The organism is Pseudomonas sp. GW460-LB5, assembly GCF_059423245.1.
Genome location: NZ_JBWKXT010000099.1, coordinates 1 through 13,639, shown reverse-complemented (window position 1 = coordinate 13,639; position 13,639 = coordinate 1). Strand labels below are relative to the sequence as shown.

12 protein-coding genes and 1 pseudogene are annotated in these 13,639 nt (G+C 63.4%); 4 read left to right on the top strand and 9 right to left on the bottom strand.

Annotated features, from left to right (window positions below; genetic code table 11):
* Positions 1-259 precede the first annotated feature (259 nt).
* Together AC07XM_RS30125 and AC07XM_RS30120 are read right to left on the bottom strand one after the other, a co-directional pair.
* The gene (locus AC07XM_RS30125) at positions 260-1,600 is read right to left on the bottom strand and encodes a site-specific integrase (RefSeq protein ID WP_102690204.1); all 1,341 of its coding nucleotides are present in this window, start codon (positions 1,598-1,600) and stop codon (positions 260-262) included.
* A gap of 260 nt (positions 1,601-1,860) precedes the next feature.
* Positions 1,861-2,184, bottom strand: a pseudogene (locus AC07XM_RS30120) (MerR family DNA-binding protein); the annotation flags it as partial.
* A gap of 359 nt (positions 2,185-2,543) precedes the next feature.
* Here AC07XM_RS30120 and AC07XM_RS30115 point away from each other — a divergent pair.
* Positions 2,544-2,819, top strand: a complete 276-nt coding sequence (locus tag AC07XM_RS30115; protein WP_102690201.1) for a hypothetical protein — start codon at positions 2,544-2,546, stop codon at positions 2,817-2,819.
* 192 nt (positions 2,820-3,011) lie between these two features.
* Here AC07XM_RS30115 and AC07XM_RS30110 read toward each other — a convergent pair whose 3' ends face one another.
* Positions 3,012-3,779, bottom strand: a complete 768-nt coding sequence (locus tag AC07XM_RS30110; RefSeq protein ID WP_102690199.1) for a substrate-binding periplasmic protein — start codon at positions 3,777-3,779, stop codon at positions 3,012-3,014.
* A 124-nt stretch (positions 3,780-3,903) separates the two neighbouring features.
* Between AC07XM_RS30110 and dnaX the strand changes: the two genes are divergently transcribed.
* The 3 genes from dnaX (at position 3,904) to recR (ending at position 7,163) form a co-directional block, all read left to right on the top strand.
* The gene (dnaX, locus tag AC07XM_RS30105; RefSeq protein WP_016488350.1) at positions 3,904-5,973 is read left to right on the top strand and encodes a DNA polymerase III subunit gamma/tau; all 2,070 of its coding nucleotides are present in this window, start codon (positions 3,904-3,906) and stop codon (positions 5,971-5,973) included.
* Between the two features lie 64 nt (positions 5,974-6,037).
* Entirely contained in the window at positions 6,038-6,373 is a 336-nt protein-coding gene (locus AC07XM_RS30100; RefSeq protein ID WP_016488349.1) for a YbaB/EbfC family nucleoid-associated protein, read from the top strand.
* 187 nt (positions 6,374-6,560) lie between these two features.
* Positions 6,561-7,163, top strand: coding sequence for a recombination mediator RecR (recR, locus tag AC07XM_RS30095; RefSeq protein WP_003254304.1), 603 nt, complete (start codon positions 6,561-6,563; stop codon positions 7,161-7,163).
* 131 nt (positions 7,164-7,294) lie between these two features.
* Here recR and AC07XM_RS30090 read toward each other — a convergent pair whose 3' ends face one another.
* The 6 genes from AC07XM_RS30090 to AC07XM_RS30065 form a co-directional block, all read right to left on the bottom strand.
* On the bottom strand, positions 7,295-7,843 hold the full coding sequence (locus AC07XM_RS30090) for an adenine phosphoribosyltransferase (RefSeq protein WP_009683910.1): 549 nt from the start codon (positions 7,841-7,843) through the stop codon (positions 7,295-7,297).
* Positions 7,844-7,898: 55 nt separating this feature from the next.
* Entirely contained in the window at positions 7,899-8,633 is a 735-nt protein-coding gene (gene fnrA, locus AC07XM_RS30085; RefSeq protein ID WP_012273416.1) for a Crp/Fnr family transcriptional regulator FnrA, read from the bottom strand.
* 186 nt (positions 8,634-8,819) lie between these two features.
* Positions 8,820-10,202 carry an oxygen-independent coproporphyrinogen III oxidase gene (gene hemN, locus AC07XM_RS30080; RefSeq protein WP_016488348.1) on the bottom strand — a complete coding sequence of 461 codons (1,383 nt, stop codon included), beginning with the start codon at positions 10,200-10,202 and terminating at the stop codon, positions 8,820-8,822.
* 105 nt (positions 10,203-10,307) lie between these two features.
* Complete coding sequence (locus tag AC07XM_RS30075) at positions 10,308-10,991, bottom strand: sulfite exporter TauE/SafE family protein (RefSeq protein ID WP_016488347.1); 684 nt, start codon at positions 10,989-10,991, stop codon at positions 10,308-10,310.
* Positions 10,984-11,199 carry a cbb3-type cytochrome oxidase assembly protein CcoS gene (gene ccoS, locus AC07XM_RS30070; protein ID WP_016488346.1) on the bottom strand — a complete coding sequence of 72 codons (216 nt, stop codon included), beginning with the start codon at positions 11,197-11,199 and terminating at the stop codon, positions 10,984-10,986. Before ccoS ends, AC07XM_RS30075 begins: the two co-directional genes overlap by 8 nt.
* On the bottom strand, positions 11,178-13,639 hold a 2,462-nt coding region (locus AC07XM_RS30065; protein ID WP_256596987.1), incomplete at its 5' end, for a heavy metal translocating P-type ATPase. The genes ccoS and AC07XM_RS30065, both read right to left, overlap by 22 nt.

The following is a 13,639-nucleotide window of genomic DNA, read 5'->3' as shown; positions in this document are numbered from 1 at the left end:
CACGTACCCACGTACCCACGTACCCACGTACCCAAGTACCCAAGTACCCAAGTACCCAAGTACCCAAGTACCCAAGTACCCAAGTACCCACTTACCTAAGCATGTACGTACGTGTTCCCGTGCTCAATGGTTCAAGCAATCACTGGTTCAAGCGTTCAATCGAACCATCGAACCATTGAACCATTACCTGTCTAGACAAGTACCCACTTGCGTACTTACCCATTTGCAGCAATGCAGCATGTTTGACTTGTCTATATAACTATTGATGTTTTCCGTGCCTTTCAGTGACCACGACTGGGTGGGCGGGCAAGTGAATGTGACGCAGAGCATCTGCCATGGCTCTCAGCGGGCTACGGCTGCCATACACGCTGAATGTCACAGCACCGTCCTCGTGGCCGGCTATCCGCTTGATCAGCGAGTCCTGCACACCAGCGTCTCGCAGATCGTCAATGAGTGTGTGGCGGAAGCTGTGGAAGGTCTTCCGAGGGTCAGTTATGCCGAGCTTGGCCTTGAACCGACCGAACCACTTCGACGGTGCATGCCCCAGCTTCCCACGCACTGCGTCCAATTCGGGGAATAGGCGATCAGTTCCAGTCGCCTTGACTGACGCAACGTATTGGAGAAGGCCCAGGTCGAGCAGGGCAGGGTGTAAAGGAATGACGCGGCGACTGCTAGCGTTCTTGAGATTCTGGCCTTCACGAGTGTCATCGATGCGGATGCACTGGATACCCTGTTGCTCAGCGAAGTCATCCAGCCGCAACTGGCACAGCTCTTCCAGTCGTGCCCCGGTCGCCCTTCCCATTAATGGCAGCCAGTAGCGCCATGGGTGCTTGCGTGCTTCCTTTCGCAGCGCCTCATGATCCAGCAGGGCTGCCAGATCGCGGCGGTCAAATGACAGGCGTGCTTCCTTCGCTGATCCCGTCATGACCTTCATGCCGGCTAGCGGGTTCGCTTCTATATAGCTGTTGGCCTTGCACCAGTTCATGAAGGCGGTCAGCTTGCGTAGCCGGTTGTTCACGGTGACGGCAGTGATGGTCTTGTACATGCTGTCTGACTCGACCACTTGCTTCAGTGTCTTGCCCTTGAACTCAGGTCGTAAGCCGAAGTACTGGGGGCAGCGGCTGAGTCGTTCTTTCAGCAGGCGTGCTTGCTGGGCATCGAAGGCCAGAGCAGGCATGTCACCCATCAGCTCGAACAGGTCAGATAAGGCACGCTCGACTTCATCCACACTGACTTGCCGCCATGTGCCGCCGCGTTTCCCTTCTTCTATATAGAGCTTCGATAGAGTGGCGAGGGTTGGGCTGTCGCTTCCGACCTTCACTGGGGCAGTCGAAGTCGCACGTGGTGCTACGGGAATGGCTGGTGTTGGGGCTGAGTCCCGCCACTGTGAACATAATCCACGAAGCGTCTGAAGGTCTGTTAGAGGGTGCTCGCTGAGGTGGCCGTGTAGCCGTTGGACGATGGACGCAGCGAGGAACAGGGCGCTCTGCCGGTGCCTGATGTTCAGGCTCAAACGCAAAGTGTGACACCTCGGGAAGAGGTGCTTGGGTAGCTTGAGATTCAGGTAGTAGACGGCTTTGCGTCTGATCAGATAGGCCATGGGTGTGACACCAAAGTGTGACAGCAAAGTGTGACAGTGCTGGCTACACCCCAAGTTTTGAGCGATCGTGCTGAGTGTCTGCACGGGTAGAGCGTCTGCTACCCCATCAGCCTGAAACCCTTGCCCCATAAGGCCTGCATTGATTCCCGAGCATGCTTGCATGCCACCTGGTCAGGCCCGGAAGGGAGCAGCCATAGCGGGAACATCGAGTGCCGGGGTGTGGCTGGTGGGGCCGCCTCCATTTCTGGGGTCGGAAAACCTCAGTCTGCAACGAACGCCTTCCTTCTTGCCTGCTTTCCGCCCAATGCTCCGGCCGCCGATAGCTTCATCAGCCGCTGGAATTTCGGGCATGCCAGATGATCCTCCTCCGGGCACTGCGCCGCATGCCGCAATCCCTTGCTCATCGCTTGCAACCGCCTGATTCGCGCATCCAGCTCGTCCGCCTTGGCGATCAGCATCTGCCGGTCGACCTGCAGGTTCACCAGCATCGCCCCTACTTCATCCAGCGAAAACCCCGCAGCCTGCCCCAGGGCGATCAGTGCCAGCCGGTCTGCCACATCAGCCGCAAACTGCCGCCGCTGGCCGCGCCAGATGCCCCGATTACAGCGAACCCCCGATCAGAGTGCGCACTTTTAAGAGAGGTCCGATAACAGTCTAAGAAAGCGCCTACTTGCGGGATAATTACCGCGAATTATCCTACGATCTCCGTCGACTCCCGTCTGATTGTCCCGGTCAACCTCGCCCACTAGGCTTTCGCGGTCGCTGTCAGTTCAGCGACCGGGTGTGGAAGCCTGGGTGGTTTGGCGGCTGTCGATATGACAGTTGTGCGTGGGAGGCCTTCGGGCCTGCCGGGTTTGCCATACCCCTGGTCTTCCACCCCGCGTACAACTGTCACCCTAAGTGTGGAAGCGAAAGGGTGCTCTCAGCCCGGTATGGTGAACTCATGAAAAAACTGGTCCCCGATCCGCCCCACGTCTTCGATCTTCCCCAAGGCAAATCCCTCTCCCGCGCCATCAGCGAAGGCATCGTGCCGATGGAGTTCGCGCTGATGAATGTTTCCCACTACCTGATGTTCGCCTACAGCGATAGCCGGCGGGCGCTTGAGCGCATTCAGGACGAAGAAACCAGGCAATTATTGGAGCATGGGCTGCGGGCCATGCAGATTGCCTGGGGGCAGGCGGATGCTGCCAGCTTGGCGTTTGAACGCAAAGGCCAGTGATGTTGCGTTTGCAGTAGAGATTTTGAGGGTGCCGCACAACTTTGTGGGAGCGGGCATGCCCGCGAAGAACATTACTCGGTGGATGGCACCGGCTATGCCGGTGTTCGCGGGCATGCCCGCTCCCACAGGGTTTGCACAAGCTTTCACAAATTGAGCAGGGCAGTAAGTTGTGCCGGCATTTTGCTGGGCATTTCAGGGCCGGGCCACAGACATATTGTCCGGGTCGCCCGCTCCCCCATACCGCTGCGCAATCCGCTCGATCTCCCCCGACTGCTTCATTCTTACCAGCGCCCGCAACAGCGCTTGTGTCGGTATCGCCGGATCGTTGCGCACCATGCACCCCAAATCCTGTTCTTCCAGCACCGCCAGCGCCTGCAATTGCTGTTCAGCTGGCAACCCCTGGTTGAACCACTGCAACGACAACTGGTTGCTCACCGCATGCCGATACCGCCCGGCCTGCAGCTTTTGCAGCACCAGCAACTGGCTGCGGCTGTCCTCACGGTGCAGCTGGCCCTTGGCCAGCAGCGGTTGCAGGGTTGAATAGGTGTAGCCCAGCACCGTGCCGATAGCCTGGGGTGGCAGTTGCTCCAAGAGCATCGGGGTGTCGTCGCTGGCGCGGCCAACCAGCACGTCGCGCTGGTGAATCAGCGGGATACTCCACACAAAATCCCCCGGCCGGTCATTGAGCCATCGGGTACTGACGTAGCAACGCACATCTATGTCGCCGCTGCTCATGGCCTCCTCCAGGCGCAGGCGGGCCATGACGTGGTAGTTGGGGCGAGCCCCCACTTCCTTGGCCATGGCCTGCATCAGGTCGTAAAGCAATCCCTCCACTGGCTGATCGCCTTCGATGCGTACCAGCGGCATGCCCCAGCTCTCCGCTACAGAGAAGCGCAGTGCCGGCTGTTCAGCCAGGCTGTGGGTGGTCCAGAGCAACAGCAGGGCCAGCAATCTTCGCAAAGGCGTATCCTCCCTGAACAGCGCGCCTGTCTCAAAGCTTAGACGACGCGCGCAGGGTGCAATTTTGCCCCCGCTCCGCTAGCATTAGCGATCTTCCGCTCTATCAGGCTACGATGGTTTTTCGATGAGTTATCAGGTTCTTGCACGTAAATGGCGTCCGCGCTCGTTCCGCGAAATGGTCGGCCAGGCCCATGTGCTGAAGGCCTTGATCAATGCCTTGGACAATCAGCGCCTGCACCACGCCTACCTGTTCACCGGTACCCGGGGCGTGGGCAAGACGACCATCGCCCGTATTATCGCCAAGTGCCTGAACTGCGAAACCGGCATCACCTCCACGCCCTGTGGCACCTGTTCGGTGTGCCGTGAAATCGACGAAGGCCGTTTCGTCGACCTGATCGAGATCGACGCCGCCAGCCGCACCAAGGTCGAAGACACCCGCGAGCTGCTGGACAACGTGCAGTACGCCCCGAGCCGTGGGCGCTTCAAGGTCTACCTGATCGACGAAGTGCACATGCTGTCGACCCACTCGTTCAACGCCTTGCTCAAGACGCTGGAAGAGCCGCCGCCCTACGTCAAATTCATCCTCGCCACCACCGACCCGCAGAAGCTGCCGGCCACCATCCTGTCGCGCTGCCTGCAGTTCTCGCTGAAGAACATGAGCCCGGAGCGGGTGGTTGAACACCTCAGCCACGTACTGGCTGCCGAGAACGTGCCGTTCGAACCGGATGCCCTGTGGCTGCTGGGCCGCGCGGCCGATGGCTCGATGCGTGACGCCATGAGCCTCACCGACCAGGCCATCGCCTTTGGCGAAGGCAAGGTGCTGGCCGCTGATGTGCGGGCCATGCTTGGCAGCCTGGATCACGGCCAGGTCTACGGCGTGTTGCAGGCGTTGCTCGAAGGCGATGCCCGGGCATTGCTGGAGGCCGTGCGCAGCTTGGCCGAGCAGGGCCCGGACTGGGCGGGCGTGCTGGCCGAAATGCTTAACGTGCTGCACCGTGTGGCCATTGCTCAGGCGCTGCCAGAGGCCGTGGACAACGGCCAGGGTGACCGCGACCGAGTACTGGCGCTGGCTTCGGCATTGCCGGCCGAGGACGTGCAGTTCTATTACCAGATGGGCCTGATCGGCCGCCGAGACCTGCCGTTGGCGCCGGACCCGCGTGGTGGTTTCGAGATGGTCCTGCTGCGCATGTTGGCGTTCCGCCCGGCTGATACCGACGACGCGCCGAGACCGGTGCTAAAGCCAGTGGGGATCAGCCAAGCCACAGCTGATCCTGCAGCGCCGGTGGCAGCCTCGGCCTTGGCCGGGCCTTCATCGCCTGTTGCGGCCGCGCCGGCAGAACCCGCGGCGGCGGCCCCACAGCTGGAGGTGCCTGCACCTGCGACAGCCGACCATGAGCCGGAGGCCGAGCCAGACGCCGAGCTGCAGGCCGAGATCGAGGCCATTTCGGTACCTGAGCCTGTCGCGGAGGTGGTCGACCTGCCGTGGGAAGAGCCGGCAGTTGCACCTGCGCCGGTGGCGGCTGAACCTGTGCCCGCACCTGCGCCCGAGCCTGTTGCCCCTGCACCGGCGCCACAGCCCACAGCGGCAAGCGACGAGCCGCCTTTCGACCCCTCCGCCTACGCTGCCGTAGGCATGGATCGCGATGATGAGCCGCCGCTGGACGAAGACTATTACAGCGGTGAAAGCGACCCGGTCGGTTTCAGCTATCTGGACGAGTTGGCCGAACATGTGCAGGAAGAGGTATCGAAGCCGGCTGCCGAGCCGCTGCCAGCAGCTAAACCGGCCACCGGGCTGGCCCTGCAATGGCTGGAATTATTCCCACAGTTGCCTGTGTCCGGGATGACAGGCAACATCGCGGCAAACTGTACGCTGATTGCCGCCGATGGCGACGACTGGCTGCTGCACCTGGACCCTGGCCAAGGCGCACTGTTCAACACGACCCAGCAGCGTCGCCTGAACGAGGCGCTCAACCAGCACCTGGGGCGCACCCTGAACCTGCGTATCGAGCTGATCCTGCCTGAGCAGGAAACCCCGGCCCAGGCGGCATCGCGCAAGCGTGCAGAGCGCCAGCAGGACGCGGTCACCTCTATCGAACAGGATCCGTTGATCCAGCAGATGATCAAGTTGTTCGGTGCCAAGGTGCGGCAGGATACTATTGAGCCTGTAGAGGCCCTGGCCAAACAGGGCCAGTAACGGATAACCATGCGGCTGGCCCTGCGCCGAGCCGCATCACATGACCCAATCGAGGTATACCCCCATGATGAAAGGTGGCATGGCCGGCCTGATGAAGCAGGCCCAGCAGATGCAGGAAAAGATGCAGAAAATGCAGGAAGAGCTGGCCAACGCCGAAGTCACCGGCCAGTCCGGCGGTGGCCTGGTGAGCGTGGTGATGACGGGGCGTCACGACGTCAAGCGCGTCAGCATCGACCAAAGCCTGATGTCGACCGACGAGGACGACAAGGAAGTGCTGGAAGACCTGATCGCCGCCGCGCTGAACGATGCCGTGCGCAAGATCGAGCAAAGCAGCCAGGAAAAGATGGGCGGCATGACCGCCGGCATGCAACTGCCGCCGGGCTTCAAGATGCCGTTCTAAGCGCATTGCGATACCGAAAACCGCCGCTGATATCAGCGGCGGTTTTTTTTGAGCGATTTCAACCCAGGCGCGGTCTGCTTTTTATGTGATAGCAACAGCAGGCCGGGTAGGCTTGGGGTGACCTTATTTGACGCCGCCGCCCCCGCTGGGTATAAACCGCCTCTTATTGATTTGTCAGGCCATTCCCATGAGCTTCAGTCCCCTTATCCGCCAACTGATCGACGGCCTGCGCATCCTGCCAGGCGTTGGCCAGAAGACCGCACAGCGCATGGCCCTGCAATTGCTGGAGCGCGACCGCAGTGGCGGGCTGCGCCTGGCTCAGGCCTTGACCCAGGCCATGGAAGGGGTAGGGCATTGCCGCCAGTGTCGCACCCTCACCGAGCAGGAACTGTGCCCGCAGTGCGCCGACCCGCGCCGCGACGACACCCAGCTGTGCGTGGTAGAGGGGCCGACCGATGTGTATGCGGTGGAGCAGACGGGCTACCGTGGCCGCTACTTTGTGCTCAAGGGGCACCTGTCGCCGTTGGACGGCCTGGGCCCGGAGGCCATTGGCATTCCGCAGCTTATGGCACGCATCGAGGAGCAGGGCACCTTCACCGAGGTGATCCTGGCGACCAACCCGACGGTGGAGGGGGAGGCGACGGCGCATTATATCGCGCAATTGTTGAGCGAGAAGGGGTTGGTGGCGTCTCGCATTGCCCATGGTGTACCGCTGGGCGGCGAGCTGGAGATGGTGGATGGCGGCACCTTGGCCCATGCCTTTGCAGGGCGCCGGCCAATTTCGCTCTGATTCAAAAATGCTGGGGCCGCTTTGCGGCCCATTCGCGGGACAAGCCCGCTCCCACAGAGATATAGCGATGCTTCACTTTGTGGGAGCGGGCTTGTCCCGCGAATGGGCTGCAAAGCAGCCCCAAAGCCAACTCAGTACTCGCTGAGGGAAAACTCGGTCAGGCAGAAGGTAGGCACCCCGGCCGCCTGCAACCGACGCGACCCGTCCAATTCCGGCAGGTCGATAATCGCCGCCGCCTCGAACACCTGCGCCCCGGTACGGCGTACCAGGTTGGCTGCAGCCAGCAGCGTACCGCCGGTGGCAATCAGGTCATCGAAGATCAACACCGAATCCCCCTCGCACAGGCTGTCGGCATGCACTTCCAGGAAGGCTTCGCCGTATTCGGTCTGGTAACCCTCGCTCAGCACGTCAGCCGGCAGCTTGCCTTGCTTGCGGAACAGGATCAGCGGCTTGTTCAACTGGTGGGCGATGATTGAGCCGATCAGGAAGCCCCGCGCGTCCATGGCACCAATGTGGCTGAACTCAGCCTCGACATAACGCTCGATGAACTGGTCAGCTACATAGCGCAGCCCGCGCGGCGATTGGAACAGCGGGGTGATGTCGCGAAAGATCACGCCCGGTTTGGGGAAGTCCACTACCGGGCGGATCAGGGCTTTGAGGTCGAAAGCGTCGCTGTGCATTGTTGCGGGTATCCTGGGAAAACGAATGCCAAAGTATACCCGCTAAACGCCGGCCTCAGGCCTCGATTGCACCACCGGCCAGCGCACACAGCTGGATCGGGTCGAGGATGTGCACTTCCTTGCCCTCGGCGCGCAGCAGGCCGTTCTGCTGGAAGCGCGTGAACACCCGCGACACAGTTTCTACTGCCAGGCCCAGGTAGTTGCCGATTTCGTTGCGCGACATGCTCAGGCGGAACTGGTTGGCCGAATAGCCGCGGGCGCGGAAGCGTGCCGACAGGTTGACCAGGAAGGTGGCAATACGCTCGTCGGCGGTCTTTTTCGACAGCAGCAGCATCATTTGCTGGTCGTCGCGGATTTCCCGGCTCATGACCCGCATCAGCTGGCGACGCAGCTGCGGCAGTTGCACCGACAGCTCGTCAAGCCGCTCGAAGGGGATTTCGCACACCGAAGTGGTTTCCTGCGCCTGGGCCGACACCGGGTAGGCTTCGGTGTCCATGCCTGACAGGCCGACCAGCTCGCTGGGCAGGTGGAAGCCGGTGATCTGTTCTTCGCCGCTGTCGCTGAGGCTGAAAGTTTTCAGGGCACCGGAACGTACGGCGTAGACCGAGCCGAAATTGTCACCCTGGCGGAACAGGAACTCGCCTTTCTTCAGCGGGCGGCCGCGTTTGACGATTTCATCCAGTGCATCCATGTCTTCCAGGTTCAGCGAAAGAGGCAGGCACAGGGGGGCCAGGCTGCAATCCTTGCAATGGGCCTGGTTGTGTGGGCGCAGTTTGACTGGCTCGGACATTTGAATCGATCCTTGTGGGAAAGCACACATAAGTCGTAAGGGTAACCCACGACACAGGGTGTAGGCCAGCGTGCGCGTTGATGGTGCGCCCTGGCGAAACCCCGGCAGCCGTCCTGCCGGGAGTCCTTGTGTGCCCATAGTGTGCCTGGCAAGGAGGCTTGTCCATGCGGTTGAACGACTCGGTTTTCAGATAACCCGCGAGAAACGCTGGCGGTTGTGCATCGCCAGGTAGGCGTCGAACACCATGCACACCGAGCGCGCCAGCAGGCGGCCAGCCGGCAGGATGCGAATGCCCTTGGCGTCCAGGCTGATCAGGCCGTCGCGCTGCAAGGTCAGCAGTTCGGGCCAGAGCTCGTTGAAATAACCGCGAAAATCGATGGTGAAGGCCTGTTCGATCGGCTCGAAGTCCAGCTCGAAATGGCAGATCAGTTGCTGGATCACCGCCCGCCGTATGCGGTCGTCGTGGTTGCATACCAGGCCGCGCTGGGTGGCCAGCTGGGCGTTGGACAGGCTGTCCTGGTAGGTGTTGAGGTCGCTGCTGTTCTGGCAGTACAGGTCGCCGATCTGGCTGATGGCCGACACGCCCAGGCCGATCAGGTCGCAGTGCCCGTGGGTGGTGTAGCCCTGGAAGTTGCGCTGCAGGGTGCCTTCTTCCTGGGCGATGGCCAGTTCGTCGTCCGGCAGGGCGAAGTGATCCATGCCGATGTAGCGGTAGCCGGCGGCGGTCAACTGGTCAATGGTGGTGTGCAGCATCTCCAGCTTGGCGGCCGGGCTGGGCAGGTCGTTGTTGTCGATGCGCCGTTGGGGCATGAAGCGCTCGGGCAGGTGGGCATAGTTGAACACCGACAGGCGGTCTGGCTGCAGGCGGATCACTTCTTCGACCGTGCGGGCAAAACCTTCGGGTGTTTGTTTGGGCAGGCCGTAGATCAGGTCCAGGTTGACCGAACGGAACTGCAGGGTGCGCGCAGCCTCGATCAGGGTGCGGGTCTGCTCCAGACTCTGCAGGCGGTTGATCGCGCGCTGCACGGCCGGGTCGAGGTCTTGTACGCCCAGGCTGACGCGGTTGAAGCCCAGTTCGCGGAGCAGGCCCATGGTCGACCAGTCGGCCTCGCGCGGGTCGATCTCGATGCCGTAGTCGCCGGAATCGTCGTCCAGCAGGTGGAAGTGCTGACGCAGGGTGGCCATCAGTTGGCGCAGTTCCACATGGCTGAGGAACGTCGGCGTGCCGCCGCCAAAATGCAGCTGTTCAACACGCTGCTGCGGGCCCAGGTGGCAGGCGATCAGCTGGATTTCCTGCTCCAGGCGCTGCAGGTAGGGTGCGGCGCGCGCGCGGTCCTTGGTGATGACCTTGTTGCAGGCGCAGTAGTAGCAGATGTTGGCGCAAAACGGCACATGCACGTACAGCGACAGGGGGCGCACGGCTCGACGGCTCTCGCGCAGGGCGTGGAGCAGGTCGAACGAGCCCACCTCGCTGTGCAGTTGCACGGCGGTCGGGTAGGAGGTGTAGCGTGGCCCGGCCAGATCGTAGCGGCGGATCAGGTCGGTATCCCAACGTAGGTCGTCGAGCATGAGGGCGGTCCCCGGAAAGAGCAGCAGTGCACCGGACTATATGGCTGTCTGTAGGGGTGTGTGTTGATTTGTATCAAGGGCGTTGGGGCTGCACAGCAGCCCCCGTCAATGCCCCATCAGCCAGTGCTGGTGTGGGCCTGGCAGGGTCCAGACCCCAAACAGCATCACCAGCACACCGCCCGCCACACGCACGCTGCGGCGCCTCAACAAGGCGTTTACCCGTTCGGCAGCCAGCCCGGTGGCCAGCAACACCGGCCAGGTTCCCAGGCCGAACGCGAGCATCAACGCCGCGCTGTACCCGGCGTTGCCCTGGCTGGCGGCCCACAGCAGGGTGCTGTAGACCAACCCGCACGGCAGCCACCCCCACAAGGCACCCAGCAGCAACGCCCGGGGCAGGCTGGACACCGGCAACAAGCGCGACGCCACCGGCTGGATATGCCGCCACAGCCCGCGCCCCAGGGCTTCGATGCGGGTCAGCCCGCTCCACCAGCCGGCCAGGTACAGCCCCATGGCAATCAACAACAGCGCTGCCACCACCCGCAGCCCCAGGGCGGCGGGGCTGCGGGCCACCGCCCAGCCGGCCAGGCCTAGCAACAGGCCGGCGCTGGCATAACTGAAAATGCGCCCAAGGTTGTACGCCAACAGCAGGCGCAAGCGCCGGCTACGTTGTTCCGGTGGGATGGCCAGGGTCAGCGCGCCCATCAGGCCGCCGCACATGCCCAGGCAGTGGCCGCCGCCAAGCAGGCCCAGGACCAGTGCCGAGCCCAGCAGGGGAAGCAGGTCAGGCACGGGGTGGTGGTTCCTTGTCGGTATCGCCCGGTGTGTCGTCAGGCTTCACCGCGGCCTGGTGGCGCGGGTCCTGGTCGTCGAACAGGATGCTGTGGGCAGGGCCTTCGAGGTCGTCGTACTGGCCGCTGTCCACTGCCCAAAAGAAGATGTACACGGCCACGCCGACCAGCAGCAAGGCTGCGGGGATCATGACATAGAGGGCGGGCATGGTGTCTTCCTCCCGGGCAGGGGTGCTTCGGTTTTCGGCAGGTTCGATGCCAACGGCATGCGGGTCAGGCGCAGGGCATTGAGCACCACGATCAGCGAGCTGACCGACATGCCGATGGCGGCCCACACCGGGGTGATCCAGCCAAGCGCGGCAAACGGCAACATCAGGCCATTATACAGGGTGGCCCACAGCAGGTTCTCGAGGATGTTGCGACGTGTGCGGCGGGCCAGGTCCAAGGCCTGCACCAGTGCCTGCAGGCGGTTGGACAGTAGCACGGCGTCGGCGCTGGTCTTGGCAAGGTCGGTGGCGCTGCCCATGGCAATGCTGATGTCGGCGGCGGCCAGCACCGGCACGTCGTTGACCCCGTCGCCGAGCATCAGCACCTTGCGCCCGGCCGCCTGCAGCGCCTTCAGCCGATCCAGCTTGTCGTCCGGGCGCAGGCCACCAATGGCCTGGTCGATGCCCAGTTGCGCGGCCACCTCGGCGACCATCGGCGAACTGTCGCCCGACAGCAGCAGCGTGCGCCAGCCTCGGGCCTTGCAGGCGGCGAGCAGCGCCGGTGCGTCGTCGCGCAGCCGGTCGTCCAGGCCAAACCACGCCAGAGGCCCGTGGCGGTCACCCAGCAGCAGCCACTGGCCGCGTGGTTCCGGCACGGCGGGGATTTGCGCAGCGCTCAGGGCGCAGACGAAGGTGGCCTGGCCGATACGCAGGCGTTGGCCGTCTACTTGCCCTTCCAGGCCCAGACCTGGCACGGTCTGCACGTTTTCGGCCGGTATGGCGGTGCGGCCGAAGGCGCGGGCGATCGGGTGTTCGGAGCGGTTTTCCAGGGCGGCGGCCAGGGCCAGGCAGCGGTCGGCGGGCAGGTTGCCGAGCGGGCGGATGCTGCGCAACGTAAGGCGGCCTTCGGTCAGTGTGCCGGTCTTGTCGAAAATCACCGTGTCGATCTGGTTCAGGCCCTCCAGTACATGGCCGCGGGTTACCAGCAGGCCCAGCTTGTGCAAGCTGCCGGTGGCGGCGGTCAGCGCCGTTGGCGTGGCCAGCGACAGTGCGCAAGGGCAGGTGGCCACCAGCATGGCCAGCACGATCCAGAAGGCCCGTGCAGGGTCCAGGTACCACCACCACAGGCCGATGGCCACGGCAGCCAGCAGCGAGAACAGCAGGAACCATTGCGAGGCCCGGTCGGCGATTTCGGCCAGCCGCGGCTTTTCGGTCTGAGCGCGCTCCAGCAGGCGGACGATGGCCGAGAGCCGCGAATCGTGGCCGAGTGCTTCGACTTCCACGTTCAAGGTGCTTTCGACATTCAGCGTACCGCCGGTGACCCGTTCGCCCACCCGGCGTGGTTGCGGCAGGTATTCGCCGGTGAGCAGTGATTCGTCCACGCTGGAGCGGCCTTCGACAATGCGCCCGTCGGCGGGGATCACCGCGCCGGGCAGCACTTGCACCGTGTCACCGCAGTGCAATTCGCTGAGCAGGATGCGCTCGCTGCGGCCGATGGCGTCCAGGCGCAGGCACGAGGCCGGCAGCAGGTTGACCAGCTGAGCGGTGGCCGCAGCCGTGCGTTCGCGGGCGCGGCGCTCCAGGTAGCGGCCGGTGAGCAGGAACAGGGCGAACATGCCCACTGTGTCGAAATACAGCTCGCCGCTGCCGGTGATGGCCGTCCAGATGCCGGCGCCGAAGGCCAGGGCGATGGCCAGCGACACCGAAACGTCCATGGTCAGGTGGCGGGTGCGCAGGTCGCGCGCCGCGCCCTTGAAAAAGGGCGCGCAGCTATAGAACACAATGGGAATGGTCAGGAACAGCGCCACCCAGCGCAGGATGGTGTGCAACTCGGGGGACAGGTCGATGTTGAATTCTGGCCAGGTGGCCATGGTCGCCATCATTGCCTGGAACCACAGCAGCCCTGCCACGCCCAGGCGGCGCAGGGCGCTGCGGTTCTCGCGGGCCAGCTGCTCGGCGGCCTGGTCGGGCTGGTAGGGGTGGGCGGCATAGCCGATCTGGCGCAACTCGGCGAGCAGGCGTGAAAGTGGCAGTTGCTTGTCGTCCCAGCTCAGCAGCAGGCGGTGGTTGGAGAGGTTCAGGCGCGCCTCGGCGACACCGGGCAGGTTGCGCAGGTGCTTTTCGATCAGCCAGCCGCAGGCGGCGCAGCTGATGCCTTCGACCAGCAAGGTGGTTTCGGCCAGCTCGCCCAGGTGGCGCACGAAGCTTTGCTGCACGTCGCTGCGGTCGTACAGGGCCAGTTCGTCTTGCAACTGCCTGGGCAGGGCCTCGGGGTTGGCGCTGTTGTCACTGCGGTGCTGGTAGTAGTGCTCCAGGCCAGCGGCGACGATCGACTCGGCCACCGCCTGGCAGCCGTGGCAGCAGAACTGCCGCGGCTGGCCGAGGACCACGGCGGTGAAGCGGCTGCCGGCGGGGACGGGCAGGGCGCAGTGGTAGCAGGGGG